At 56.2% G+C, this 24392-nt stretch carries 24 protein-coding genes and 2 pseudogenes; 12 read left to right on the top strand and 14 right to left on the bottom strand.

The genetic code is table 11. From position 1 onward, the window contains the following. Positions 1–4: 4 nt before the first annotated feature. Positions 5–793, bottom strand: a complete 789-nt coding sequence (locus tag NUV55_RS09895) for a M48 family metallopeptidase (RefSeq protein ID WP_296672530.1) — start codon at positions 791–793, stop codon at positions 5–7. A gap of 183 nt (positions 794–976) precedes the next feature. Here NUV55_RS09895 and NUV55_RS09890 point away from each other — a divergent pair, with 183 nt between their 5' ends. Further along, complete coding sequence (locus NUV55_RS09890) at positions 977–1501, top strand: NUDIX hydrolase (protein WP_296672528.1); 525 nt, start codon at positions 977–979, stop codon at positions 1499–1501. 65 nt (positions 1502–1566) lie between these two features. Here the strand turns inward: NUV55_RS09890 and NUV55_RS09885 are convergent, their stop codons facing one another. Both NUV55_RS09885 and NUV55_RS09880 read right to left on the bottom strand, forming a co-directional pair. After that, complete coding sequence (locus NUV55_RS09885) at positions 1567–1791, bottom strand: hypothetical protein (protein ID WP_296672526.1); 225 nt, start codon at positions 1789–1791, stop codon at positions 1567–1569. A 175-nt stretch (positions 1792–1966) separates the two neighbouring features. After that, complete coding sequence (locus NUV55_RS09880; RefSeq protein ID WP_296672525.1) at positions 1967–2935, bottom strand: hypothetical protein; 969 nt, start codon at positions 2933–2935, stop codon at positions 1967–1969. Between the two features lie 132 nt (positions 2936–3067). Here NUV55_RS09880 and NUV55_RS09875 point away from each other — a divergent pair, with 132 nt between their 5' ends. Further along, positions 3068–3664 carry a malonic semialdehyde reductase gene (locus tag NUV55_RS09875; protein WP_296672523.1) on the top strand — a complete coding sequence of 199 codons (597 nt, stop codon included), beginning with the start codon at positions 3068–3070 and terminating at the stop codon, positions 3662–3664. A gap of 399 nt (positions 3665–4063) precedes the next feature. Continuing rightward, a complete protein-coding gene (locus tag NUV55_RS09870; protein ID WP_296672521.1) occupies positions 4064–5257 on the top strand; it encodes a hypothetical protein in 1194 nt (397 codons plus the stop codon). 28 nt (positions 5258–5285) lie between these two features. On the opposite strand, the gene NUV55_RS09865 is transcribed toward NUV55_RS09870, so the two are convergent. From NUV55_RS09865 to NUV55_RS09855, 3 genes and pseudogenes are all read right to left on the bottom strand, one after another. Continuing rightward, entirely contained in the window at positions 5286–5816 is a 531-nt protein-coding gene (locus NUV55_RS09865) for a tetratricopeptide repeat protein (protein WP_296672520.1), read from the bottom strand. Positions 5817–5928: 112 nt separating this feature from the next. Then, positions 5929–6198, bottom strand: coding sequence for a tetratricopeptide repeat protein (locus tag NUV55_RS09860; RefSeq protein ID WP_296672802.1), 270 nt, complete (start codon positions 6196–6198; stop codon positions 5929–5931). Positions 6199–6349: 151 nt separating this feature from the next. Further along, positions 6350–6652, bottom strand: a pseudogene (locus tag NUV55_RS09855) (thioredoxin family protein); the annotation flags it as partial. Positions 6653–6786: 134 nt separating this feature from the next. Here NUV55_RS09855 and NUV55_RS09850 point away from each other — a divergent pair. The 5 genes from NUV55_RS09850 to NUV55_RS09830 all read left to right on the top strand — a co-directional run bounded on the left by NUV55_RS09850 (position 6787) and on the right by NUV55_RS09830 (position 10037). After that, positions 6787–7044, top strand: coding sequence for a hypothetical protein (locus NUV55_RS09850; RefSeq protein WP_296672518.1), 258 nt, complete (start codon positions 6787–6789; stop codon positions 7042–7044). Between the two features lie 191 nt (positions 7045–7235). Next, complete coding sequence (locus NUV55_RS09845) at positions 7236–7442, top strand: cold-shock protein (protein ID WP_096360074.1); 207 nt, start codon at positions 7236–7238, stop codon at positions 7440–7442. Between the two features lie 90 nt (positions 7443–7532). Further along, the gene (locus tag NUV55_RS09840; protein WP_296672515.1) at positions 7533–9113 is read left to right on the top strand and encodes a peptide chain release factor 3; all 1581 of its coding nucleotides are present in this window, start codon (positions 7533–7535) and stop codon (positions 9111–9113) included. A 92-nt stretch (positions 9114–9205) separates the two neighbouring features. Then, positions 9206–9607 (top strand): hypothetical protein, encoded by a 402-nt coding sequence (locus tag NUV55_RS09835; RefSeq protein WP_296672513.1) that lies wholly within the window; start codon positions 9206–9208, stop codon positions 9605–9607. Positions 9608–9626: 19 nt separating this feature from the next. Continuing rightward, positions 9627–10037 (top strand): hypothetical protein, encoded by a 411-nt coding sequence (locus tag NUV55_RS09830; RefSeq protein WP_296672511.1) that lies wholly within the window; start codon positions 9627–9629, stop codon positions 10035–10037. A gap of 10 nt (positions 10038–10047) precedes the next feature. Here NUV55_RS09830 and NUV55_RS09825 read toward each other — a convergent pair whose 3' ends face one another. The 5 genes from NUV55_RS09825 to NUV55_RS09805 form a co-directional block, all read right to left on the bottom strand. Continuing rightward, entirely contained in the window at positions 10048–10761 is a 714-nt protein-coding gene (locus tag NUV55_RS09825; protein ID WP_296672510.1) for an FKBP-type peptidyl-prolyl cis-trans isomerase, read from the bottom strand. Between the two features lie 46 nt (positions 10762–10807). Continuing rightward, positions 10808–13570 carry a valine--tRNA ligase gene (locus tag NUV55_RS09820; protein ID WP_367280399.1) on the bottom strand — a complete coding sequence of 921 codons (2763 nt, stop codon included), beginning with the start codon at positions 13568–13570 and terminating at the stop codon, positions 10808–10810. Positions 13571–13749: 179 nt separating this feature from the next. Continuing rightward, on the bottom strand, positions 13750–15684 hold the full coding sequence (locus tag NUV55_RS09815) for a hypothetical protein (RefSeq protein WP_296672506.1): 1935 nt from the start codon (positions 15682–15684) through the stop codon (positions 13750–13752). A gap of 3 nt (positions 15685–15687) precedes the next feature. Further along, the gene (locus tag NUV55_RS09810) at positions 15688–16137 is read right to left on the bottom strand and encodes a DNA polymerase III subunit chi (RefSeq protein WP_296672504.1); all 450 of its coding nucleotides are present in this window, start codon (positions 16135–16137) and stop codon (positions 15688–15690) included. Continuing rightward, complete coding sequence (locus tag NUV55_RS09805; protein ID WP_296672502.1) at positions 16134–17645, bottom strand: leucyl aminopeptidase; 1512 nt, start codon at positions 17643–17645, stop codon at positions 16134–16136. The genes NUV55_RS09810 and NUV55_RS09805 overlap by 4 nt, the downstream gene beginning before the upstream one ends. 215 nt (positions 17646–17860) lie before the next feature. On the opposite strand from NUV55_RS09805, the gene lptF reads away from it, so the two are divergent. The 3 genes from lptF to NUV55_RS09790 are packed head-to-tail and all read left to right on the top strand — an operon-like array spanning position 17861 to position 21071. Beyond that, positions 17861–18958, top strand: a complete 1098-nt coding sequence (lptF, locus tag NUV55_RS09800; protein ID WP_296672501.1) for an LPS export ABC transporter permease LptF — start codon at positions 17861–17863, stop codon at positions 18956–18958. Further along, positions 18955–20034, top strand: a complete 1080-nt coding sequence (gene lptG, locus NUV55_RS09795; RefSeq protein ID WP_296672499.1) for an LPS export ABC transporter permease LptG — start codon at positions 18955–18957, stop codon at positions 20032–20034. The genes lptF and lptG overlap by 4 nt, the downstream gene beginning before the upstream one ends. Positions 20035–20054: 20 nt before the next feature. After that, positions 20055–21071, top strand: a complete 1017-nt coding sequence (locus NUV55_RS09790) for a thioredoxin fold domain-containing protein (protein ID WP_296672497.1) — start codon at positions 20055–20057, stop codon at positions 21069–21071. A 25-nt stretch (positions 21072–21096) separates the two neighbouring features. Here the strand turns inward: NUV55_RS09790 and NUV55_RS09785 are convergent, their stop codons facing one another. Beyond that, positions 21097–21777: a class I SAM-dependent methyltransferase gene (locus NUV55_RS09785; RefSeq protein ID WP_296672495.1), complete on the bottom strand. Its 681-nt coding sequence runs from the start codon at positions 21775–21777 to the stop codon at positions 21097–21099. Between the two features lie 254 nt (positions 21778–22031). Here NUV55_RS09785 and NUV55_RS09780 point away from each other — a divergent pair, with 254 nt between their 5' ends. Beyond that, on the top strand, positions 22032–23243 hold the full coding sequence (locus tag NUV55_RS09780; RefSeq protein ID WP_296672494.1) for a glycosyltransferase family 2 protein: 1212 nt from the start codon (positions 22032–22034) through the stop codon (positions 23241–23243). Between the two features lie 202 nt (positions 23244–23445). On the opposite strand, the gene NUV55_RS09775 is transcribed toward NUV55_RS09780, so the two are convergent. Together NUV55_RS09775 and NUV55_RS09770 are read right to left on the bottom strand one after the other, a co-directional pair. Further along, the gene (locus NUV55_RS09775; RefSeq protein WP_296672492.1) at positions 23446–24138 is read right to left on the bottom strand and encodes a transposase; all 693 of its coding nucleotides are present in this window, start codon (positions 24136–24138) and stop codon (positions 23446–23448) included. A 91-nt stretch (positions 24139–24229) separates the two neighbouring features. After that, positions 24230–24392 (bottom strand): annotated as a pseudogene (locus NUV55_RS09770) (transposase); the annotation flags it as partial.

The following is a 24392-nucleotide window of genomic DNA, read 5'->3' as shown; positions in this document are numbered from 1 at the left end:
ACCTTCAGGGTTTCCGGTATTCCATCTCGGCTTGCGGGATGATGCCTTCGATTTGCCGGATACGCTGTTCATCGAGCGGGTGCGTGCTGAGAAACTCGACCTGTTTTCCGCCACCTTTTTTTTCCTTGTATTCCGCAAAGCGCCTCCAGAAACCGAGCGCCTCGCGCGGTTGATAGCCGGCGCGCGCCATGTACAAAACTCCAAGACGATCCGCCTCCAGTTCCTGCCCGCGCGAATGCGGTAGCGCCACGCCAATGGTGGCGCCGATCCCATAGGCCTGCTGCAACAGCACGCGACTGGTATTAGAGCGGCCGAGCGTCGCCTGTTCCAGCAGCTGGCCGCCGATTTGAAGCATCATGCCTTCGGACATGCGCTCGGCACCGTGGCGCGCCACGGCATGCGCGACTTCATGCCCGATGACGGTTGCCAGCCCGGCATCGTCTTTTGTGATGGGAAGAATGCCGCTGTAGATGCCAACCTTGCCCCCGGGCAGGCAGAACGCGTTAGGGGTGTCGGATTTTTCGAACAGCACGAATTCCCATTGTGCATTGGGCAGCGGCGCCACGGCGGCGATGCGCTGACCGACGCGTTGTAATTGTGCGTTGGCCGCCGCATCTTTGGAGATGGGCACGGACTTCTTGAGTTTTTCAAACTCCTGGAGACCGAGCTGAGTTTCCTGGGCCGGGCTGACGAGAAGTAATTGCGAGCGACCGGTTTCGGGCACCGTGGCACAGGCACCGAGAAAAGTTGCCAATATACCGACAACAAGCAGCGTGGATAGACGATAAGGCATAATTTCTTTTGTCCGGTGATTGGCGCTGTTGTTCCCTAACACGAACACGATATCTCTCGAGGAACAGGGTATGGTCGATTTTACCTGTTGCCTTCCGCTTATCCCACTGTTCATCTGGCGGCAGTCAAAAATAGCTTTTGCCGATAGAATTAACGTCTCGATTCACACTGCCGAGGGGGAAAAGTGGCTGACAGAGAAACGCTTGTTTACCGTGGAAAAATCATCGATCTCTATCTTGAGCAGGTGACACTCCCCAATGGCGCGGTTGCCGAGCTGGAAATCGTGCGACACCCGGGCGGTGCGGCTGTCGTGGCTCTGGATTCTGAAAATCAGGTTTGCCTGCTGCGCCAGTACCGGCATGCCGCCGGCGGATGGCTGTGGGAGTTGCCTGCCGGCAAGCTGGATCTTGGTGAATCGCCGCTCACTAGCGCGCAACGTGAGTTGCAGGAGGAGGCCGGTGTGCTGGCTACTCGCTGGGAACCCTTGGGTAAAATCATCAGTTCACCCGGTGTTTTCACGGAAGTCGTGCATCTGTTCCTGGCGCGTAATCTCAGCGAAGTGTCGGCCAGCGCTGAGGCCCATGAGGTATTTGAGGTGCACTGGGTTCCCTTTGCCAAGGCCCTGGCAAAGGCGCGGGCGGGTGAAATTATGGACGCTAAAACACTGGTGGGCTTGTTCCGGGCCGACAAGATGAGCATAGAGATGTAATGCGAAAAAAGAAGCTTCAGGCCGGTGTGACCGGCGGAGAAAAACGCGAAGATCGCGATCAGCCGTTATTGCAGTGAGGCTCTACACCGGCAGAGCTGTATCGCGATCAGAGACATGAGTTTTTTGACGCTAAGGTCGTCCGGAATTTCCTGTATATTGGAAAACCAGATCTCCTCCACCTGACTGTCCAATTCGCTGTTTTCCTCCGTGATCAGGGGGAAACCAATGAAAACCCCTTGTTGCCCGTTCTCCAGATCAATGGTGATGAGCTGCAAATTTACCGTCTTCATCGTCTACCTCCCGTTCGGTTACTGCACGTTCGAGGTACCGGACATCCGTAGACTCAAGTGGGTGATTTTTGACTGCACCCGATTCCAAGTATAGACAAATCCGGAAGAGAAACGGTCAAACACATGCGACTGGCATCATTACTTAGACGTATTTCAAGTGCCGCTAGGCTGTGGATCAAATCGCAGCAACTTCTGGTTTGATATTGAGCGAACCGAGCCAGAAAGAGAGGTCCTTCTCCAGGAATTCCTCGACCGGCATGTAGTGTGAGCCGTCGCAGGAGAAGGTAAGACCCACCAGACCGTTCATGATGTTGATGGAACTGGAGCGCAGGTAAATGGTTTCATCGGCAAAACGCAGGGCCTTGAGCTCATCCAGGACTTGTCGGATCTGATCCGGCGAGACCTTGGCGTTCTCTGGATAAGGGCAAACCGGGTAGGCCAGGCAGAAATCCGGATTGATGATTTCGTCCACCCGGTGCAGCCGGTAGTTATAGGGGTCGTTAAACAGCCACAAAGAACAGCGCCCGCTGGAAAAGTGAATCTTGCTGTGAAACACGCCGTGGTCGCACATCAGGCGGTGTATGAGATCGAGTACCTCGTCAATGCGCTGGTCCAGCAGGCTGGGTACGCGTTCCTGCATGAACATCGTGCCGCGCACGGCGGGATCGCCACGGAACTGCTGCCAGTGCATTTCGGGCGCCGTCAGGCGTGAGTCATGCAGCAGATCGTCCAGTGCGAAATCCGCGGCGATGAAGCCAAGCAGGTTGTTGTCTTTTGTCACGGCCTGCAGCGCGGTGATGCACTGCTTGGGCAGATACTGGCTCATGTACACCGACGACAGCATCACGCCCTTGAATGGCAGGTGGTTTTTCAGGTAGGGGCGTTGCGACAGATCGCGTCCGCGCCAAGAGGGGTCGGCGCCGCCGGCCTGGACCATGGACGATATTTCGATGCCGTTGAGGTCCCAGGCATAGAGCAGATGACAGTGGGGGATTGACCCAATCGCCTCGCCCAGGAGACGATCAAGCGCGCCCGCGTCAGGCCAGACGTCGGCGCAGCGGTTGCCGAGCCTTGCCATCGGTTCGCTGATGGTGTCGGCGAGTGCTGCTTTTTTGGTCAGGATGGCCTGCTGAATGAATGACATGATTTCCTTGTATGGTTAAAAACTCTTAATGGGGTCTTGGATGCCGGATTCCAATGGATTATTCGTGGACATTCTTTGAATGAATGTTGGTTATCTGATAAATAGACATGGCATTCCATGATTGGAGACACCATGAGCACTAAACCTCTCAGCGATGACGCGCTGAATACTTTGTTTCGCTCTGCCCGCAGCCACAGTTACTGGCTCGATAAGCCGGTCAGCGACGACATGCTCCATAATCTTTACGATCTGATGAAATGGGGCCCTACGAGCGGAAATTGTACACCCGCGCGGTTGGTTTTCGTACGCAGCCAGAAGGCCAAGGAACGTCTCAAACCCTGCCTGGATTCTGGCAATGTCGATAAATCCATGACGGCGCCCGTCGTAGCTATTATCGGCATGGATATGGAGTTTTATGAAAAGCTTTCTCAATTGTTCCCGCACAACCTCGAGGCAAGATCCTGGTTTGCGGGCAAGCCGGAGAAAATCCAGGAAACCGCCTTTCGCAACAGTTCGCTGCAAGGCGCCTATTTTATTCTGGCGGCGCGCAGCCTCGGCCTCGATTGTGGACCAATGTCGGGTTTTGACAAGAAAAAACTGGACGCGGAATTCTTCCCCGATGGAAAAGTAATGTCGAATTTCATCTGCGCCATCGGTCATGCGGATGTCTCCCGTATACACCCGCGTGGTCCACGACTGGATTTCACCGAGGCGTGTCGCGTCGAGTAAGCGTTCGCTAGCGTACCCGTTGTCCCGCTTCGCTAACTCCGTGGCCGTTTTGTCCCCTGAAGTTGTCGGCCCTTGTGACCGTGCCCTATTTGGGCGGCTATGGGCGACATTTGTGTCGCATGACGATTTTTGCCCCGTAGCACCCACCACCCATCAGTTCCTCGCCTGAAAATTCCCTTAGTTATCCGGGCTTTTCATGCAATACGTCGCAGAAAAACATCGGTAAATCAGGGTGTTCCTGGCATGTTCCTTGCTTTTACCTAAGCTTAAGTAATGAGGTAATTGAAACGGCAGGGATCAGGCCGGATCAGGATCGCAAACCCGCTGCCGGCGGTTTGCGGATTTTGTGTTTCGGCATCGACGGAGAATGAAATTTCTGTCTTGGGTAATAATGAAAATATGAAAACGGTCGAAACATTTACCGGATTGATCGGGTTCTATGTGCTGACACCCGACGGTCAGCTTGGTACGCATGACCAGGACAAGAAATTTGTCGTGGACGCCAAGCTCACCGAGGCCTTTGCCGAATACAATCGCCGTTTCCTGATGACCTATCTGCAAAATCCCATGCAGGGAAATTTCCGTCTGGCCATTATTCACCGGACGCCGGAGAAAAGGCCATGGGGGTTTGAGACCTTGTTCCTTGAAAGAAATATTGCCCGGCGGCTATACCCCGTTTCAGGGATGACAGCAGAAATCGATCTAACCTCATTTCAAAAAAAGAATCGGGAAAAAAGCATATACCGTGGCATGGAGATTTTCCTTGACTACAAGGATGTTTCAAGTCCCGATATGCCGGTGTATTGCCCTGTTCTTTATGACAGAGGTGCGACGCTGGAAAAATATGCGGCGATTCTTGATCGTCCGGTAACGCCGGCCGATCGGGAAACGCCGGTGGTTGAAATTCTCAATTTGCTGGCCGGTATCCCGATGGGCAAGCGTCATACACCCGAGATTGCCATTCTCAAAGACAAGATTTACCAGGGCATCGTCAAGAAAGGCATGCGCAAGTCCGCGGAATTTACGTTGATTGAGGATATCCGCCGCAATGCCGTAAGCGCGAATGCTGAAACAACCAACGATCCTTATGGAGATGTCGGCAAACGCGCAGAACGCCAGGTAACGCTGAATTCAAAGTCTGACGGTAAAGTGGCGGGCCATGCCAGCGATAGTGCTCTTATCAGGAATATCGGCTCATCGCTGCTTGGTCATCCGGAGCCGGCAGATCCACAGATTCTGAAGCTATTCACCCGCTTTCGCGAGCTGGATCATGGCAAGCTGGAAATGCTTGCCGAGCAATGCCTGGTATATAAAGTGCCGCCCGGAACGCAGTTGCTCGAAAGGGGAACGAAGGACACCTGGAATCTCTATCTCGTCGACGGAACCGTGCAGTTGGTGGCGGCTGACGGTGTGCCGAAAAACATCGAGGGCGGCACACCCACGGCCAGTAACCCGGTCTCCTGCCTCAAGCCTCGTATGTACACCGTTTCCGCGGTAACGCGAGCGGTATTTTTATGGATAGATGACGGGCTGGTAGATGAAATCGTCAAGAGCTCGGATGCGCCCAAGCGCCGCCTTGGTGATGTGGCGTAAACCTGCTTTAAACACCGATCAGCAGTAGTTATTCAAACAGCTCGCCAACCGGATGACGCATGCGCTCGAGAATCATTGCGCGTACCGCGGCACGTCGTTTTGCTTTCTCTGCGGCCTTGATGCTGTCTTCCGTCTGCCGGGCGTGATCAGTCTGTGCCACAGTCACTGGCGTCGAGATGTTGTTTTTTCGGGACACGTTGTCTGGTTTCCCTGAGAATACAGTGGTTCTGGGAGATTTCGTTTTCTCGGCTTCTTGTTCCTTCTGTATCTCACTGATGATCTCCCGACGAAGCGCGATTTTCCGCTTGGCCAGGGAGTCGCCTTGTTCCGCGGCCTTGGCGTACCATTTAAATGCCTCGTCGACGTTCTGCTTGGTGCCCAATCCGTTTTCGTGCATTTCGCCCAGATAATACTGCGCCCGTGAGCTGCCATTCTCCGCCATCGCCAATTGCACCTTGAACAGTCGCTCATCGGCGTCTTCCAGGCCGGCGCTGAATGCCGGTATGCCCGACATCGACAGGAATAGAATCAGAAATAAACACGTGGATCTGGCTGACATGGAACCCCCTGAAAATGACCCCTTATTTTCATCTACCTATTGATATATAGACGATGAAGGTATCGGGTTATGCCTCGCGACCGACGAACGGCCACTTTTGACCGTCGAGGTATCAGTAAATTGATGTTTTATTGGGAGAAGGCGCACATACAAATGTGCGAGAAAAGATTAGTTGGTTTACTGCCCCAATCCAGGGCATCGCCTGGTTCAGCAGGGTGCGGTACCGTTGAACACGCTCGTCATCCTTACCCAGCAGACTGAAAATGGCGAACAAGCCGTCACGACCGGCCTGATGACGAAACGTATTGTCGCGTCGGACGTTTTCCAGCAACTGTTTCATGGCTTCTTCAAAATTGTCCTGTGTCATATTGACCGCGCACAGTTGTAACGTGTCTCGAGGTCATCGGGATTATCAGTAACAGCGCGTTCGAGCGTTTCGATGGGCGGGGCGTCCTGTGACGTGCGGATAAAGCCCACATGTGTGGACAGAATGCGGATTTCCGGATGTTGTCGGGTTTCTTCGGGCAGCGATATTACACGTGTTTAGATATGAACTTGCGCAATATCGTTTCTGACTCGGCGCCATGCAGCGTGTCGACCACTTTGCCGCGTCGATACACCTTGACCGTGGGAAGACTGTTGACGCCGTGCTCACGCGCCAGACGCCCGAGGTCATCGGTGTTTAACATCACGAGCAGAAAGCTCGCGCCAAACTCGGTGGCGAGGCGGACGAGGCGCGGCATCAGCATCAGGCACGGGCCGGCACGTGGCGACCAGTAGTTCACCAGCACCGGACCTTTGTCGGAATTTTCCAGCACCAACTTGTGGAAATTATCCGCCGTGGCGTCGAAGACGTAAGGGGAATTGGCCGTGTTTTACGATATTACAAAGACCCGACCAGGACACAAGGCAGCAACCGGGTTGGTGAGAGTCTATATTTAAAATAAGCCCCTTGATGCAGGAGGTCATCATGTTGCATACCTATCCGACGCCGCGTGACATAGGATTGCGAATACCGCCTTCTCTGCGGGAGACCCGTTTCAATGCCGGTTTCGAGCATGCCTTGAAGGGCGGCCAGTTGACCAAGGTCGAATATTTTCGACGCTCATTCCGTCTCGGTTTTCGGGTCGCCAAGCTATATCTGCGCGAGGTGCGCCGGCACCGCGGGATACTGGATTTCCCGATGCGGGCGCGATTCCGCCTGCGTGCCTTGTGGCGCGGGGTCTGACGCCCGGCCGGCCCTTGCCAGGGGCGGGACCCCTCAAGTCATCAATTTGTGGCATTTCGCCAAATGATCGGCTATATTTTACCTGACTGCAGTTTGTTGTCAGTATTTCGGTGGATCCGCAACTTAGATCACTCCCGTAAATTCCTTTCACGCTCTGCATCACAACACCAACTTTTATTCGAGGTTATTTAATGCGTACTGGTACAGTTAAGTGGTTCAACGATTCAAAGGGCTTTGGCTTCATCAAACCGCAGGATGGCGGCGAAGATGTGTTTGTGCATCACTCCGTCATCCAGGGCAGCGGTTTCAAGTCCCTGGCTGAGGGGCAGAGCGTGAGCTTCGAGTCCCAGAAGGGTCCGAAAGGCATGCAGGCAACCAAGGTTGTCGTCGACGCCTAAGACTGGCATAAGCCGTCTGTTTGGAAACCCCGCCCATGGCGGGGTTTCTTTTTTGTATAATCGCACGCCTCAATTTTTCTCATATCAGGCATGACCGATTTCCTGTCCGAGATCGCCCGGCGTCGCACGTTCGCCATCATCTCTCATCCCGACGCGGGCAAGACCACGCTTACCGAAAAGCTGTTGCTGTTCGGTGGCGCGATCCAGCTTGCGGGTTCGGTCAAGGGACGCAAGGCGGCGCGGCATGCCACGTCCGACTGGATGGAGCTCGAGAAACAGCGCGGCATCTCCGTGACCTCCTCGGTGATGCAATTTCCCTATCAGGACTACATCATTAATCTTCTCGATACGCCCGGCCACGAGGATTTTTCCGAGGATACTTATCGCACGCTCACGGCCGTGGATTCAGCGCTGATGGTGATCGACGGGGCGAAGGGCGTGGAGGAGCGCACCATCAAGCTGATGGAAGTCTGCCGCTTGCGGCACACACCGATCATGGCCTTCATCAACAAGCTCGATCGTGAGTCGCGCGATCCGGTCGAACTCATGGATGAAGTTGAGACCGTGCTCAAGATACGTTGCGCACCCGTGACCTGGCCCATTGGCAGCGGCAGGCGCTTCAAGGGTGTCTATCATCTGGCTCAAGACAGCGTGCATTTTTTCAGCCCGCAACATGGTGGCAAGATTCAGCAAGGCGTGGTTATTCGCGGCCTCAACAATCCGGAACTGGACGCTATACTCGGCGAACAGGTCACTGAGCTGCGGACGGAAATCGAACTGGTCAAGGGCGCTAGCCATGAGTTTGATCCGGAGCAGTATTTGCGCGGCGAGCTGTCACCGGTATTCTTCGGTTCGGCGATCAATAATTTTGGCATACGCGAATTACTTGATGATTTTACGCGGCACGCACCGCCGCCGCTGGCACGCACGACCAACACGCGCACGGTGGCGCCGGACGAGACGGCCTTGACCGGTTTCGTGTTCAAGATCCAGGCGAACATGGACCCCAAACATCGCGACCGCATCGCGTTCTTCCGCATTACTTCCGGTAAATATGTGAAAGGCATGAAAATGCATCAGGTGCGCCTGAATCGTGATGTTCAGATCGCCAATGCGATTACTTTCATGGCTCGCGAGCGCGAACAGGTCGACGAGGCCTATGCCGGGGACATTATCGGCTTGCATAACCACGGCACAATCCAGATCGGGGATACCTTCACCGAGGGAGAGGACCTGAAATTCGCCGGAATTCCGTATTTTGCACCCGAACTCTTCCGGCGCGTGGTGCTGCGTGATCCGCTGCGCATGAAGGCGCTGCAGAAGGGGTTGGATCAGCTGAGTGAAGAGGGCGCCACGCAGATATTCCGTCCGTTGATCAGCAATGACCTCATTCTCGGGGCGGTGGGTGCTCTGCAATTCGACGTGGTGGCCTATCGCCTGAAGCACGAATATGGCGTGGAATGCACCTACGATGACATTGACGTAACCACCGCGCGCTGGGTGGACTGCGATGAGCCGAAGAAGCTTGAGGAGTTCCGTCGCAATGGCGAGGCCCGTCTCGCTCTCGATCGGGCTGGCAACCTGACTTATCTGGCGCCGACGCTGGTTAATCTCCATCTCACGATGGAGCGCTGGCCGCAGATCCGTTTTCTCGCCACGCGCGAGCACTGATACGGCTTTACTCGGCCGGATGTCATTATGAATGATGTGCGTTTACAGCCATCATTGGCGGGATTTACCATGCTGGTCTCAGCATGCAGAAAATGAACTTGGAAGACCGCATTGCCTTGACCCGCGCCATTGTCGGTCTGTTGGATAGTTGGGGTATCGCCGCTGCCGACCAGATCGCCTTGCTGGCACTGCCGGCAGGCACGCGTCCCGGTGCGGTGCGTCAATATCGTCAGGGCACCCCGTTTCCGGAAGGCGAGCCAGTCATGGAGCGTATCGAGCATCTGATCGGCATTGCCGACGCCCTGCGTACGTCCTATCCGCGCAACGCGCACATGGGAAACATCTGGATGAACAAGATGAATCATCGCTTCGACAACCGCTCACCGTTGGCCGCCATGCTTGAGGATGGATTGGGAGGCATTGTTGCCGTGCGCACTCATCTGGACTGTGCCTACGACTGGCATATCAGCGGTTCGGACGAAAAACCCAAGTAAGCAAGGGCAAGGCGAATGCATGGAACCGTACAAATGCGCCTTCAGTAACACCCTGATCACCAAACAGTTTGGCTGTGAGAAGGGTGAACAGGTAACACGACGCGGCGGGCCGGATATTGCCTGCGCATCTGAAGAGGCTCATCTACGCTGCGAGAAGCTATACCAGCAAATGAAAGCCGCGGCTTTGCCCGCGTTTGGGGTGGAGGACGATCTGCTCAGCATGCCCCACAGCGTGCTGGTCAAAATCCAGCTTGGCGGCCTGCTGGGATTGCAGCGGCTCCTGAGTTCCGGTGCTGCCGATTCAGCCGAGGTGAGGAATATCCATGCCCTCGTCGATCAGGCAATAGGACAATATGGCAACCTCGACGCTATTCCCTGTCCGGCGCTGGTGGAGGATATGACCTCGTATAAACTCAAGCGCCGGGGCTGAGAATCTCTTTCTATTTATCTTCCTTGGCCTGCGCGCCTTCGGCGTTGCTCTTCACGCTAAGCAGTTCGATATCGAAGATCAGCGCTTCATTCGGGCCGATTGCCGCGCCAGCACCGCGCGCGCCATAGGCCAGATCGGCTGGGATGAATACCTGCCACTTGGAACCTTCCTTCATTAATGGCAGGGCTTCCTGCCAGCCTTTGATCACGCCCGCCACCGGGAAAGTCGCCGGTTCATTGCGCTTGTAAGAACTGTCGAACTCGGTGCCGTTGATCAGCGTACCGCGATAGTGGGCGACAACCGAATCGGTGCTCTTGGGTTGCTTGCCCTTGCCCTCGGTGATGACCTTGTATTGCAAACCGCTGGGCAGTGCTATCACGCCATCCTTTTTCTTGTTGGTCGCAAGAAAGGCCTGTCCGGCTTCCAGATTCTTATTCATCAGTACCTCCTGTTTTTCCATATCTTTTTTCTGCTGAGATTGAACTGCCGCCTGCATTTCTTCTGTTTTGAGACGGGGCTTGGCGTCAGATATTGCGTCCTGCACACCTTGGCTAAAGGTCTTGGAATCCAGGTCGAGGTTCTGGCGCTTCAGGTTCTGTCCGATTTGGTAACCTGCGGTGTAACTAAATTTCTGTTTGTCTGTCTTGAAACTCGCTGGCTCCTTGCCCCAGGCGTTCAGGGAAAGGGAGAGGGCGAGCAAGCCGAACACAAAACCGGTTTTCATGGTGACTCCTTGTGGTGAATGTCAGGGATAATGATGCGCCTCCGGCTCAGCCCGGCAACGCTTCTACCTTGGCGCGCTGGTTTCGCAGATTGACCAGTGCCGTTTCAAATTGTTGCACGCGACCTTGCTCCTGCTCAACCACGTTTTTTGGCGCGCGCGCGACGAAATCAGCATTGGCCAGTTTGGTTTTGGCCTTGGACAGGTCCTTTTCGATTTTTTCCATTTCCTTGCCAAGCCGATCCAGTTCCGCCTGCTTGTCGATCAGTGAACCGAGCGGAATGAGTACTTTCATGTGACCGACCAGGGCCGTGGCGGATTCGGGTGCCTCCTGCCCCTTGTCGAGCCAGGTAATGGATTCGGCCCGCGCCAGCGCTGAAAGATACGGACGGTTGGTTTCGAGATATTTTTTGTCAGCCGCGAAACCATCCTGGAACATTAGCGGCAGCGGTTTGCCGGGAGAGATGTCCATTTCGCCGCGGATGTTGCGCACGCCGGTGATCACCGCCATGGCCCAGCGCATTTCCTCGCTCGCCTCGGTATCGATCAGGTTTTTATCCAACCGAGGGTAGGGCTCGCGCATGATGGTGGCGCCAGCCTTACCTGCGAGTTTCGCGATGCGCTGCCAGACTTCCTCGGTGATGAAGGGCATGATGGGGTGCAGCAGGCGCAGCGCAGTTTCCAGTACTTGTACCAGGGTCCGGCGCGTGCCGCGCAGTTGTTCCGGCCGGCTGTCGACGCCGGTCAGCACGACCTTGGAGAGCTCCAGATACCAGTCGCAATACTCATGCCAGACGAAGCTGTAAATCGCCTGCGAGGCAAGATCGAAGCGATAGTCGCGGAAATTCATTTCCACTTCTGCGGCGACTTCCTGCAGGCGCGAAATAATCCAGCGATCGGCGGCATTGAGTTCAATTTTTGCGCTCACCCCGCAATCCTGACCCTCGGTGTTCATCAGCACGTAGCGTGCCGCGTTCCAGAGTTTGTTGCAGAAATTGCGATACCCGTCGATACGCCCGAGATCGAACTTGATGTCACGTCCCTGGGTGGCGAGACTGGCCATGGTGAAGCGCAGGGCATCGGTGCCGAAGGTCGGAATGCCTTGCGGGAACTCCTTGCGCGTGGCCTGCTCAATCTTTTTCGCCATCTGCGGCTGCATCAGTCCGCTGGTACGCTTGCGTACCAGCGATTCGAGATCGATGCCGTCAATAAGATCGATCGGGTCGAGGATATTGCCCTTGGATTTCGACATCTTCTGACCATGCGCATCGCGAATCAGGCCGGTGATATATATCTGCTGGAACGGAACCTCGCCGGTGAATTTGAGCCCCATCATGATCATGCGTGCAACCCAGAAGAAAATGATGTCAAAGCCGGTAACCAGTACGCTCGTGGGATAAAAGGTTTTCAGCTCTTTGGTCTGCTCCGGCCAGCCGAGGGTTGAGAATGGCCACAGTGCTGAAGAAAACCACGTATCCAGCACATCCTCGTCCTGTTTCAGGACGCGAGCGCCAAGATTGTGTTTGGCGCGAACTTCGGCCTCAGTGCGGCCGACGTAGAACTTGTCATTCTCGTCATACCACGCCGGTATGCGATGGCCCCACCAGATCTGGCGTGAGATACACCAGTCCTGAATGTTGCGCATCCACTCGTAGTAAGTCTTAGTCCAGTTCTCTGGCACGAACTTGATATGGCCATCTTCGACCGCCTTGATGGCCTCAGCGGCGAGCGGCGCGACCTTCACGTACCACTGATCAGTGAGAAAAGGCTCGATCACGGCACCGGTACGGTCGCCGCGCGGAACCATGAGTTTATGGTCCTGGACCCTTTCGAGCAGATTTTGAGTTTCGAGATCCAAGACGAGCTGCTTGCGTGCCTTGAAGCGGTCGAGCCCATGATAAGGAGAGCCCGATAGTTCAATGTGTGCGTCAATAGAAAAAATATTGATCAGCGGCAGGTTGTGTCGTTTGCCGACTTCATAGTCGTTGAAGTCATGCGCGGGAGTAATCTTGACGCAACCGGAGCCGAATTCCTTGTCTACATAGTCGTCGGCGATAACGGGGATCTTGCGGCCCGTGAGCGGTAGCTCGACCACCTTGCCGATGAATTTCTTATAGCGTTCGTCTTCCGGATGGACCGCCACGGCGGTATCGCCCAGCATGGTTTCCGGACGGGTGGTGGCGACAACGAGATGTTCCTTCGTGCCCACGATGGGATAACGAATGTGCCAGAGATGGCCGGCTTCTTCCTCGGAAACGACTTCGAGGTCGGAGACCGCGGTGTGCAGCACCGGGTCCCAGTTCACGAGGCGTTGGCCGCGATAAATCAGACCTTCATCGTGAAGCCGTACAAAGACTTCGGTGACCGCGCGCGACAGCCCTTCGTCCATGGTGAAGCGTTCGCGTGACCAGTCGAGCGAGGCGCCCATGCGCCGCAACTGGCGCGTGATGGTGCCGCCGGATTCGGCCTTCCACTTCCACACGCGCTTGACGAATTCCTCGCGCCCGAGGTCGTGGCGCGTTTTGCCCTCGGCCTCGAGTTGGCGTTCGACCACCATCTGGGTGGCGATGCCGGCGTGGTCGGTGCCCGCCTGCCACAGGGTGTTGTCGCCCTGCATGCGGTGGTAGCGCGTGAGCGTGTCCATGAGCGTGTCCTGGAACGCATGACCCATGTGCAGGCTACCGGTGACATTGGGCGGCGGGATCATGATGCAGTAGGGAGCACCCTGACCGGTGGCGGAGAAATAGCCTGCGCGCTCCCAGGTTTCATAGATCCGTGCTTCGATCGCGTGCGGATCGTAGGATTTGCTCAGGGTGCTCTCGGACGTCGGGTCGCCGCCAGCGGGTTTTTGTGGGTTCTGGCTCATTTTATGATGCTCGGGAAAGTACCTTACCCCTTCCCGAAAACTACTCAAGGAAACAGTAAATGTTGAAACAGGGGGCGGAATTCTAGTGAGTTATCGGGTTTATTTCACTTGATTATCCGGTTGCTTCATTTCTCCCCGCCTTTTTCGAGTTCCTGGCGTATCAGCTGTTGCAGCCGCAGGATGGTCTTGGTGTCGAGCCCGGCGCTGCCGGTTTTGCGCATTTCGACATTGAGCTTGGCCACCGCCCGCACCACGATTTCGCGCGCGCGGTCCGGCGCGGGCAACGATGGTTTGGGGGAGGGCTTGGAAGGTTTGGTTTTCGACACGCGCCCCGCGGGCGGCGCCACCACTTCATTCAGTACCGGAATGTCATCGAGATTGGACGCTGCCGATGCCTCCGCTTCTGGTACTGCCGTATCCGTGATCTGTGGCGGCGATTCTGTTTCAGCCGGAGTTTCGGACTTGGTTTCAACGGCGGGCGGTTCCGGCGGCGGTGCCGCGGGTTTGGATTCCGGTGCCGGGAAACTGTCGGCCTTGGCTAATTCGACCGGGGGTTCGTTCTCCGCTGACGCGCCTGCCTCTGACGAGGCCAAATCCGATTCTTCCGGCAACGGTGGGCTCAAATCGGACGATTCAAAATCCACCGAATAACTGTGCTGAAACTTTTCCTCGGCAGAAGCAATTGTCGAGCTGGTTTGAGGGGGGGCAATATCCGATTCTTCCGGCAGCGGCGGACTCAGGTCAGACGAATTGAAGTCTACTGAATAACCATCCCGCTGCCATTCCGGGGTCGGCTCGTTCGCTGTCTCCAGGGTAATTTTCTTCCCGGTAGTTTTGACTGACGCCACAGGTGATTCTGGAGCCGCCGCTATTTCCGGAGGCGCTGGTGGCGCTGTAGGTTCTGCTGCCGGGGTCGCAACGATCTCCGGTTCAGAGGTGATTTCCGCGTCCACGGCAATGGTCTCTTCTGATTCCGATGCTGACGGCGGGGTAGCGGCGAAATAATCGTGATCATCGAAGCTTTCTTCGACTTCAATGGTCGGCAGGGCCTCGGGCACGCTTTCCTGCTTCGCTTCCATGGGTTGTTCGTGCTGATCGACGGGCGCTGCGTCCGCGGCCGTTGCCGGGGCGGAGTCTGTTGCAACCGCCTCGGGCTCAGAGGGACGTGGCGACGAAGTCTCAAGGAACATTTCATGCTGTGTGCCTGCCGCGAGATTCACCTCTGGCGCTGACATGGACGTGACCGCGGCTGGTGGCGGTGTCACAGGTTCTTCGAAAAGCTCCGGCGAGATTTCACCGGGCAGTTCTGCTGCCACTGTCGGTACGGCGGGGGGAGGTGCCGCTTCCAGCGGTTCCTCGAACGTCAACTCCTCGTCGAGCGGCGTGAATTCCTCCGGGACAGGTTCCACCATGCTCGGAGTCGGCTCTGCTGCAATTTCACCAGATGGTTCTGCCGGTTCAACAGGCAAGGTGTACGGAGACTCGAGCGCCGATGGCGCTTCGATGGTCAAGTCCTCACCGAACGGAGTTAATTCTTCCGGCAGGCTGGCTGCAGTAATTTCTTCAGGCGCAGGAAACTCATAGCGTGACGGCGCTGATTTGGTTTCCTTCGTGGCGGGCGCTTCGTCGATGGTCAGTTCATTATCGAGATCTGCCAGTTCTTCCGGGATGTACTCTTCGATTTTTTCTTCAGCGGACAAATACTCGTCATGTGCCGCGGATTTCATCTCACTCGCCGGTTTGGGCGCATCGCCAACGTTGAGTTCGTTTCCAATCAGGTCTTTCAATGACCGCATCACGGCATCCAGATTGACCGGTCCCGATCCGGGTGACACCGGAGCAAAATCTTCCCGTGCCACCGGCTTGCTTTCACGACGCTGTTTCGGCTCCGGCGTGGTATCGGGGTGGCGCGCTTCCGTCGCTGACGTTATCGGTTTGTTTGTGCCGGCCGTACTCTCGGAGAAATCGTTGCGTATCAGGTCCTGTAGCGACTTCAGCACCTCTTCGAGCGTGTGTTTCTCGGAAGGTTTGTGTTTATATTTCGGATCGGGCGTTTCCATGACTCAGGCCTCGACGAAATCACCGGCGGAAATATTGTGTGTTTGCAGCGTGTAGCCGCGGTCGCGATAAAAACGGAAACGTTCACGCGCCTGTGCCTTGTCCGCGTCGGCGCCGCTGACCACCTCGGCGACGCGTTGGAAGCGGCTAAAGCACTCCGGTACCTGCGGCGTGAGCTGGATCAAGACATCCTCGTGCGATGCGGCCGGTTCATCATAGCCGATCAATACCGGCATGTCGGCATCCGTGGTGTTTGAACTCAATCCATGGGGGATGAAACTGCCGGGACTGAATATCCACATCATACGGTCGAGCCGCTGAGCGTGGCTGGAATCGGGGGTCAGGATATAAATGCGGTGACCGAGGCGGAAGGCCTTGTGGGCCAGCTTGCAAACAGCGGCGTCCTGGCTGCCATCGGCGGCATGGTTGAGCAAATAGAAATCAACGCGCGTCATGCCGAGGTTTCCGCGTCGCTTTTGTGCGCGCGGTTGATAAGAAATTGCACCAGCAGCGGAACCGGCCGACCGGTGGCGCCTTTTTCCTTGCCGGTTTTCCAGGCGGTACCGGCAATGTCGAGATGCGCCCATTTGAAATTCCTGGCGTAGCGCGAGAGGAAGCAGGCGGCGGTGATGGTACCGGCCTCGCGTCCGCCGATATTGGCCATGTCGGCGAAATTACTGTCGAGTTGTTTCTGGTATTCATCCCACAGCGGTAACTGCCAGGCACGGTCGTGGGTGTACTTGCCGGCATTGATGATTTCACGCGCCAACGGGTCATTGTTGGACAGCAGTCCGCTGGCGTGCGCGCCCAGCGCGATGACGCAGGCTCCGGTGAGCGTGGCGATGTCGATCACCGCCGCCGGGTTGAAGCGCTCGGCGTAGGTGAGGGCATCGCTCAGAATCAGTCGGCCCTCGGCGTCGGTATTGAGCACCTCCACCGTTTGGCCGGACATGCTGGTGACGATATCACCGGGCTTGTTGGCATCGCCGTCGGGCAGGTTTTCCGAGCTTGGTACGATGCCGACAATATTCAGCGGCAATTTCAGTTCGGCCGCGGCCTTCACCGCCCCCAGCACGGAGGCGCCACCGCACATGTCGAATTTCATCTCATCCATGTTGGCCGCCGGCTTGATCGAAATACCGCCGGCGTCGAAGGTGAGGCCCTTGCCGACCAGCACCACGGGCAACTCGCCTTCCTTGCCGCCCTGGTATTCAAGCACGATGAGCTTGGGCGGTTGGCGGCTGCCGCGTGACACGGACAAGAGCGCGCCCATGCCGAGTTTCTGCATGTCCTCCTTTTCCAGCACGGTTGTTTTCAGGTTGTATTGTTTGCCGATCTCAACGGCCTGTTCGGCGAGATAACTGGGGGTACAAAGGTTGCCGGGAAGATTGCCGAGATCGCGCGCGAGTTTCACGCCTTCTGCAATGGCCTGGCCTTCACGAATCGCCTGTTCACCGGGACCGAGGTCGCTACGCTTGGGTACGGCGAGCACCACACGCCGCAAGGCGCGGCGCTGATTATCTGGTTTGCTCTTGAGCTGGTCGAAGCGGTACAACGTGGCTTCCATTACTTCCACGGCTTGGCGCACTTTCCAGGCGATGTCGCGGCCCTTGACGTCAATTTCAGTCAGGTAAGAAGTGATTTCGGTGGAGCCCGTGTTCTTCAGAACGCTAACCGCCTTGGCGGTGGTATCACGGTAACGACTTTCGTTGAATTCTTTTTCCTTGCCGCAGCCGACCAGCAATACGCGTTCGCTGGGAAGATTTGGAATGTTGTGCAGCAGCAGGGTGTGGCCGGATTTGCCGTCGAGATCGCCGCGCCGCAGTATCGCGCTGATGGCGCCGCCCGAGACTTCATCGATCTGGTGCGCTACGGCAGACAGCTTGCGCGATTCAAAAACACCGACCACAACACAGCCCGTGCGCTGTTTTTCGGGAGTGCCGCTTTTGACGATGAATTCCATGCCGATTCCCTGTAGTTATTTCACGCCCCGACGCTGCAGGATATGGTATATTTTTGTCGACTTCGGGTCACGGTTCCGTTTTGCAATCAAGCCATTAGGTGTGACTGTGCGTGAGAAAGTGGTATTTTTGATGGGTTACCCTCCATTCCGGCCATTGAGTGGCATTTTCCAATGTTTGCGCGCCCGTTGTCAAAGCCTTGCCCGGTGTTCACGCCTTGATCATTAATCGCGCGTTCTACCGGGAAACCGCCGTCACCACCTTGGGGATTGCGGTGGTGCTGCTGATCGTCATGTCCATGATGAACCTGACCTGGCTCCTGGGGCGGGTGGTGCGGGGCGGCACTTCTGAAAGCGTGCTTTATGTCCTGCTCGGCTACCAGATGCTCGGGAAAATCGACGTTCTGCTGCCGCTGGCGTTTTATCTGGGCATCCTGTTGACGCTGTCACGCTGGTATCGCGATAGCGAGATGACGGTGCTGGCCGCTTGCGGTATCGGGCTCATGCACTTCCTGCGCCCGGTGATGTTAATCGGGCTGTCATTGGGCGTGGTGGTCATGGTGGCGTCGTTCTACACCACACCGCTGACGGTGCGACAGATTGAAAGAGTCAAAGTCGAAAGCTCCCAGCGCTTGGAGCCCGATCAGGTGGCCCCCGGCGTGTTTACCGAGTCCGCGCGTGCGGGGCGCATTTTCTACGCTGAAAGAACACGCCGGGACGGTGGTCTGGAGGGTGTATTCGTCAGCAGTCTGGAGCAGGGCAACCAGGGCGTGTTGGTGGCGAAAACCGGCAGACCGTTTACCGATGCCAAAACCGGCGACAAGTTCATCGCGCTGCATGACGGAACGTTCTATGAAGGCGAACCCGGTGCGGCCAACTACCGCATTCTTGAATTCGGCGTCTATAACCTGCGCATCGAGCCCAAGATGATCGACGAACCGCTGGTGCCGATGGAGGGATTGCCGAATATGTCGCTGCTGGGCCAGCTTGGCAACCCGAAAGCCAGCGCGGAATTGCATTGGCGACTGGGCAAGACCGTCGTCCTGTTTGTGTTGGCCCTGTATGCCATGGTGTTCGCGTTTACCGACATGCGCCGTGGGCGCATGTCCAATTTTTTTGTCGCCATCGTGATTTATTTTATTTATTCCAACCTGCTCGGCATCGGCGAGACCATGTTGCAGAGCGGGAGCGTGCCTGCCAGCGTGGGTCTGTGGTGGGTGCATGGCGGCATGGGATTGGCGGCTGTTTACCTGTTGCGGCGGCGTCTGCAGAACCTGCCGTTGTTTACCCTGCCCATGAGGTTGAAGCGCGCATGATGCCCTCATTGCTCGATCGGTTGATCGCCCGGCAGATTCTTTACAGCACTCTGCTGGTGCTTAACGTGCTGGTGGCGTTGGCGGCGTTTTTTATCCTGATCAGTGCCCTGAAGGATTACGGCCAGGCAAATTTCGGGCTGTTTGAGATGGTCAAGTATGTTGTCCTGAAGCAACCGCAACAGGTCTATGAGTTGGCGCCCATTGGCGCCTTGATCGGCACGATCATGGGTTTATCCACTCTCGCGCTCAATTCCGAACTGACCGCCATGCGCGCCGCCGGGGTGTCGGTAACGCGCATAGTGTTGGCGACGCTGAAAGTGGGATTGCTGTTTGCGCTGGTGATCCTGCTGCTGGGCGAATACGTCGTGCCGGTATCGGAAAACATGGCCCAGACCGGACGTGCCAGTGCCCTGGAAACCCCGTTACAGAAAAAAAGCTCGGGCATCTGGCTGCGCAGCGGCACGACGTTCGTGAATATCGGCGAGGTGCTGCCGGACTTCAGCCTTCTGCAAATGAACCTATACGACTTCGATCATCGTTCCCGACTGCGCATCCAGACAAGCGCGCAACGTGCCCACTACGAAGGCGGGGTATGGCGCCTGCAGAATGTGAGCGAAAGCCTGATTGTGGGCAACGAGGCGGTGCAGACTCGTCGTGTCCCGGAAGAGGACTGGCACTCGGCGATCACACCCGATGTGGTGTCGGTGTTCGCGATCCGGCCCGGGAGCCTTTCGATTCAGCAACTCCATTATTACATTGGCCATTTGCAGCAGAACAATCAGGACACGCGCAGCTTCCAGCTGGCATTCTGGCAGAAGTGCTTCATGCCGCTCGCCATTCTCATCATGGTTTTGCTGGCCACGCCCTTTGTTTTCCGGCAGATACGCAGCGGGGGACTGAGCCAGCGGGTGTTCATCGGCATCATGCTGGGACTGATGTTTATGATTATTCACAAGAGCTTGGGTTATTTTGGCGCGCTCTACGCGCTGCCTCCCGTGGCCGCCTCGTTGTTGCCGATCGTGGCCTTTTTTGCTCTGGCCCTGTTCCTGTTGCGCCGTGCCGCGCGCGGCCAGTGAACTGTAAGGAGTCAATTGTGATGTTGATCAGAATCGTCGTGGCAATAATCTCCATGACAGTTTTTAGCCTGGCGTCGGCCGCGGGGGATGAGGCGCCGCGTGGCCAGCTGACCGGCGGACAGATTTATGAATTACCCGACTGGTTCAAGAAAAGCTTTCTCGTGTTGCATGAGGACGTGGAGGAAGCCAAAGCGCAGGGCCGGCATGTGATGTTATTCATGTACCTCGACGAGTGTCCCTATTGCGCGCGGCTTCTGGACGAGAACTTTCGTCGTGGCGAGGCGAAAGATTTCGCAGAAAAATATTTCGACGTCATCGCCATTAATATTCGAGGCGGCAACAGCGTGGAGTGGTTCGACGGCAAGACCAACTCGGAGACGGAACTGGCCCGAAAACTGAAGGTCGTGGCCACGCCGACCATGGTGTTTTTCGATGCCACAGGCAAAACCGTGCTGCAGCTGAACGGTTACCGCAAGCCGGCCGTCCTGCGTCAGGCGCTCGACTACGTGCACGGCAAGCACTATCAGTCACAATCGCTGGCAAGTTATGTGGAAAAACTGAACAAGGCCGCGGTTTACCGTTTCCGGCCGGATGCGCGATTTACCGACATGACTGATTTCAAGGGCTATTCAAAACCGCTTGCAGTGATTTTTGAGGACAAGGATTGTGCGGATTGCGACGAGTTTCATGCCAAGGTGCTGAATCATGCCGAGGTCCAGCCGGAGCTGGCCAAATACAAAATCGTCCGACTTGATGCCTATTCGGATTCAGCGATGGTCGATATTGACGGGCGCAAAACCACGCCCAGGGCTTGGGCGCAGCGACTGAACCTGATTTACCGGCCGGGCGTGGTGTTTTTCAACGAAGGCAAGGAGCGCATGCGCATGGACGGCATGCAGTACCATTTTCATTTCAAGGAACTGCTGCGCTACGTCAGCGGCAAGCATTACCACAAGCATGCCACCTTCTCTTCCTACAACGCCGCCAGACGGGATGAATTGCTGTCGCAGGGCGTGGCGATCGATTACGCACAATAAACCAGTTGCCAGACACTGCTCCGCTTCAGCGACTTTTATAGATATGGTAGCGATGTGTAGAGCTGACCAGCTGCAGAAACCCGAGATTGTCGAACAGTTCAGCGCAGAGAGGGTTGCGATAGGCCACGGCAAGCTTTCGCGGGTGGCGCGCATAAGAGTCGGCGATGTTGCCAACGACTTGCCGCATTACCTTGTCGTCGAACGGGTTGTAAAAGAAACACACCAGATTCTCATCCGGTATCGAAAACTCCATCGCATCCTGAAGACGCAACTCAATCGGGCACGCCCGTGGATTGCGTTGTCCGAATATCGCAATATTCTTTTGTGCAATCTCGTGCAACACGGGTGAGAATTCCACGCCATAGGTTCGCGCAAAGCCATATTCAGCAGCCATCATAAGCGCGCGCCCTTTGCCCGATCCAAAATCCACGAAGGCATATTCAGATGGATCAAGCTTCAGCTCGCGCAGCATTTTCTGGAACACGGGAATTTGTATTCCTTCGTAGCCGAAAGCATTGAGTCGATGTTCCGTGAACACGCCGAGCTCGGTCATGTCATCGGTAATGCCCTGCGTGTCGGTACCATACCGACGGTCAAAGCTGGCATCGGCCCAGCGCCGCCACAGGTGCTGGCTGAAGTCGATCAAGGCGGCCAGGGTGCCCCGCAGGCCGTCAGTTCGCAGATGTCTGAGAAACGCGTTGATCATGTCAGGAATAGGCCAAGGTGCTTGTCAATTAAGGCGCTGAAATGGTACATGCCGGCCTGTCTATAATCATCTTAGACGAGAATAATATCAGCCGCACGTCCACGGGGTTTTCCGGCGCACCCGTGTTGCGCCATCGTGTCGTCACCGGGGGGCCCCAACTTTCATGCTACACTTCCAGGGCCTGACGCGGGCTTGGAGTGTTCGCGGTGGGTTTTGCGAGACTACCAATAAGAAGCTGAATGTAACGCCCCGCTATGCCCGAAGTTTCCATCATCATGCCGACCTACAATCGCGCCGACACCATCGGGCGCGCCATTGACAGTGTCCGACGCCAGACCTTCCAGGATTGGGAGTTGATTATTGTCGATGACGGCTCCACCGACGGGACGGCGTCCCTTGTCGAGGGCCTGGACCCGCGCGTCCGGCTCATCCGCCAGGAAAACGCAGGCTGTTATGTTGCGCGCAACAACGGGCTGCGCAACAGCCGCGGGCGTTATCTTACCTTCATTGATTCGGACGACGAATGGCTGCCGTACTTTCTCGAAATCACGCTGGCCTTCCTCAAATGGTCCCCGGAAGATCAATTCGTGATGACCGAGTTTCTCGAGGATTGGGGCGTCGGTTCGCGGGTGCGACACGATATATACGAAATCTCCAACAAGTTTCCGCGCATGGCGCGCACGGTCGGATCGCAGCTGGTTGAGTTGCCACCCGGCGAATCCGATAATTACCTGCGTGTCTACGATACTAGCGAGCCACTCGGCGACTGGGGTCGGAATATCGCCGTCCGGGCCGGTTACAGCGATGCCGCCCTCTACCGTGGCCACATCTTCGAGTACTTGCGCTTTCGTCATTTGGGCTGGCTACCCATCACCATACTCACGCGCAAGGCGCTGGACACCATCGGCCTGTTTCCGGAGAACTACCGCACCGCGGCGGATTACCGGTTTCTGGGGCTCCTGTATCGTAACTTTCGTGCCAACATGATCTCGCTTCCCGGCGCCATCAAGCACAACAAGGCCGTGGGTGGGCGTGATCTCGCCGAGGCTCATCTCGCCACGGGCGTGAATGAATACCGTTATGCTGTACATCGATTGCCGCTGTTCGATGAATTGTTCTGGAACGAACGCAAAACGGATCCCGAAATCAAACGCATCCGCGGACTTTATCAATATTATGCTGGCCGCACCGCGCTGGAACATGGAAAAAGGAAGGAAGCACTCGTTCACCTGCGCGAAGCGTCCGACGCCGTACCCGGGTTGTGGCAGGCTCGTTGGCTGGGTTTATTTGTGCGAATCATCCCGTCAATCCGGATCGCGAGCGGTTTGTACTGTTTCAATCTTTACCTGCGCTACGTTGTCGGCCGTATCACCTCGGAGGGGCTGGGACCCATCGACCTCACGCGCCTCGCCGTGCGCAAGCTGTTTTCGGGAGTGAGACGGTTGAAGGCGAGAGCAAAGCAATAGGGTCAGACTCGATTGCTCATGCCAGCCCAGACGTTTCGGTTTCTGTATTACGCCGTCGCGCCCCGCCGCGCGGTAACGGACGCGTACGACGTTGTAATGCTCTCTCAATTTCCTCCCGGAACCGGTCACTGCCCAAGGCCCAAGACTTATTCGTCGATTCGCGGATGAGATTGACGGTCATTTACTAAAGGGGTCAGTACCCTTATTCTGAAATTTTCTCAGGTCGGCCTCGACGCGATTGCCCAACCTTGCGTTGTAAGGTTTGCTCAATCTGTTGCTTGAAACGATCATTCCCCAGCGGAGTCCCAGTTTGCACTGTGGCCCGGATATTACGCACTTGGTCTTGATCCAGTGCGATTCGAAACAATTCCCGGTAGACGTAACCTCTTTCTTCATAACCCCGACCAAGTGCCAGATACAAGGGATGCGGGGTAATGGTGGCATGCTCGCCGCCGCTGGCATTGATTCGATAGCTTGACCAGCGATAGTCGCCCGGAGAGGCGACTATGCCCGCACGCACCGGATTGAGTTCGATATAACGCATGCAGGTGAGCAGGTAGTTATCGCTGGAGATCAGGCATCCTTTGTGCCGTCCTTCCCAAAGTGTGCCGCTTTTTCTATAGGCATGATTCACATACGTCACGTAATGACGGCCGACATATTGGATGAGTCGGCTGATGGATTCGGTGTCCTGCGGTGTGACCAGGAGGTGAACATGATTGGTCATCAGCACGTAGGCATGGATGGCGCAATCATGTTGCTTCGCGCCTTCGTGAAGCCAGCTTAGGTAGGCGGCATAATCCTCGTCGCCAAAAAACGTGGCTTGACGACAATTGCCGCGCTGGACGATGTGAGCGGGGATGCCCGGCAGATAGAAGCGAGGCTTTCTTGGCATGTGCCTGCTCTTGTCATGTTTGTTGTTGTGTTATTCGGATTGTAGTTTAGAGCAAAGGATCGTTTAAGGGTACTGACCCCTTTAACTGACCGCGGTTGAAGGTTTGGGTGTAGGTGCCGTTGAGCTGGCGCATGCCGACCGACAGATTGGCGTCGGGGGTCTCGATCAGGAGGTGGTAGTGATTGTCCATCAGACAGTAGGCGTGGCATAGCCAGTGACACTGTTTGATGACTTTACCCAGAATCCCCAGGAAA

Source organism: Sulfuricaulis sp. (assembly GCF_024653915.1).
Lineage (GTDB): Bacteria > Pseudomonadota > Gammaproteobacteria > Acidiferrobacterales > Sulfurifustaceae > Sulfuricaulis.
The sequence above is the reverse complement of the archived record's forward strand: the minus strand, read 5'-3'. Positions and strand labels throughout refer to the sequence as shown.

What these genes read in the sequence shown, in the direction of transcription:
- NUV55_RS09780 (WP_296672494.1), top strand. Translation starts at nt 22,032, where the DNA reads ATGCCCGAAGTTTCCATCATCATGCCGACCTACAATCGCGCCGACACC.
- NUV55_RS09830 (WP_296672511.1), top strand. Translation starts at nt 9,627, where the DNA reads ATGGAACCGTACAAATGCGCCTTCAGTAACACCCTGATCACCAAACAG.
- NUV55_RS09880 (WP_296672525.1), bottom strand. Translation starts at nt 2,935, where the DNA reads ATGTCATTCATTCAGCAGGCCATCCTGACCAAAAAAGCAGCACTCGCC.
- NUV55_RS09895 (WP_296672530.1), bottom strand. Translation starts at nt 793, where the DNA reads ATGCCTTATCGTCTATCCACGCTGCTTGTTGTCGGTATATTGGCAACT.
- NUV55_RS09875 (WP_296672523.1), top strand. Translation starts at nt 3,068, where the DNA reads ATGAGCACTAAACCTCTCAGCGATGACGCGCTGAATACTTTGTTTCGC.
- NUV55_RS09785 (WP_296672495.1), bottom strand. Translation starts at nt 21,777, where the DNA reads ATGATCAACGCGTTTCTCAGACATCTGCGAACTGACGGCCTGCGGGGC.
- NUV55_RS09790 (WP_296672497.1), top strand. Translation starts at nt 20,055, where the DNA reads ATGTTGATCAGAATCGTCGTGGCAATAATCTCCATGACAGTTTTTAGC.
- NUV55_RS09885 (WP_296672526.1), bottom strand. Translation starts at nt 1,791, where the DNA reads ATGAAGACGGTAAATTTGCAGCTCATCACCATTGATCTGGAGAACGGG.
- NUV55_RS09815 (WP_296672506.1), bottom strand. Translation starts at nt 15,684, where the DNA reads ATGGAAACGCCCGATCCGAAATATAAACACAAACCTTCCGAGAAACAC.
- NUV55_RS09850 (WP_296672518.1), top strand. Translation starts at nt 6,787, where the DNA reads ATGTTGCATACCTATCCGACGCCGCGTGACATAGGATTGCGAATACCG.
- NUV55_RS09865 (WP_296672520.1), bottom strand. Translation starts at nt 5,816, where the DNA reads ATGTCAGCCAGATCCACGTGTTTATTTCTGATTCTATTCCTGTCGATG.
- NUV55_RS09810 (WP_296672504.1), bottom strand. Translation starts at nt 16,137, where the DNA reads ATGACGCGCGTTGATTTCTATTTGCTCAACCATGCCGCCGATGGCAGC.
- NUV55_RS09835 (WP_296672513.1), top strand. Translation starts at nt 9,206, where the DNA reads ATGAACTTGGAAGACCGCATTGCCTTGACCCGCGCCATTGTCGGTCTG.
- lptG (WP_296672499.1), top strand. Translation starts at nt 18,955, where the DNA reads ATGATGCCCTCATTGCTCGATCGGTTGATCGCCCGGCAGATTCTTTAC.
- NUV55_RS09775 (WP_296672492.1), bottom strand. Translation starts at nt 24,138, where the DNA reads ATGCCAAGAAAGCCTCGCTTCTATCTGCCGGGCATCCCCGCTCACATC.
- NUV55_RS09840 (WP_296672515.1), top strand. Translation starts at nt 7,533, where the DNA reads ATGACCGATTTCCTGTCCGAGATCGCCCGGCGTCGCACGTTCGCCATC.
- NUV55_RS09870 (WP_296672521.1), top strand. Translation starts at nt 4,064, where the DNA reads ATGAAAACGGTCGAAACATTTACCGGATTGATCGGGTTCTATGTGCTG.
- NUV55_RS09805 (WP_296672502.1), bottom strand. Translation starts at nt 17,645, where the DNA reads ATGGAATTCATCGTCAAAAGCGGCACTCCCGAAAAACAGCGCACGGGC.
- NUV55_RS09845 (WP_096360074.1), top strand. Translation starts at nt 7,236, where the DNA reads ATGCGTACTGGTACAGTTAAGTGGTTCAACGATTCAAAGGGCTTTGGC.
- NUV55_RS09825 (WP_296672510.1), bottom strand. Translation starts at nt 10,761, where the DNA reads ATGAAAACCGGTTTTGTGTTCGGCTTGCTCGCCCTCTCCCTTTCCCTG.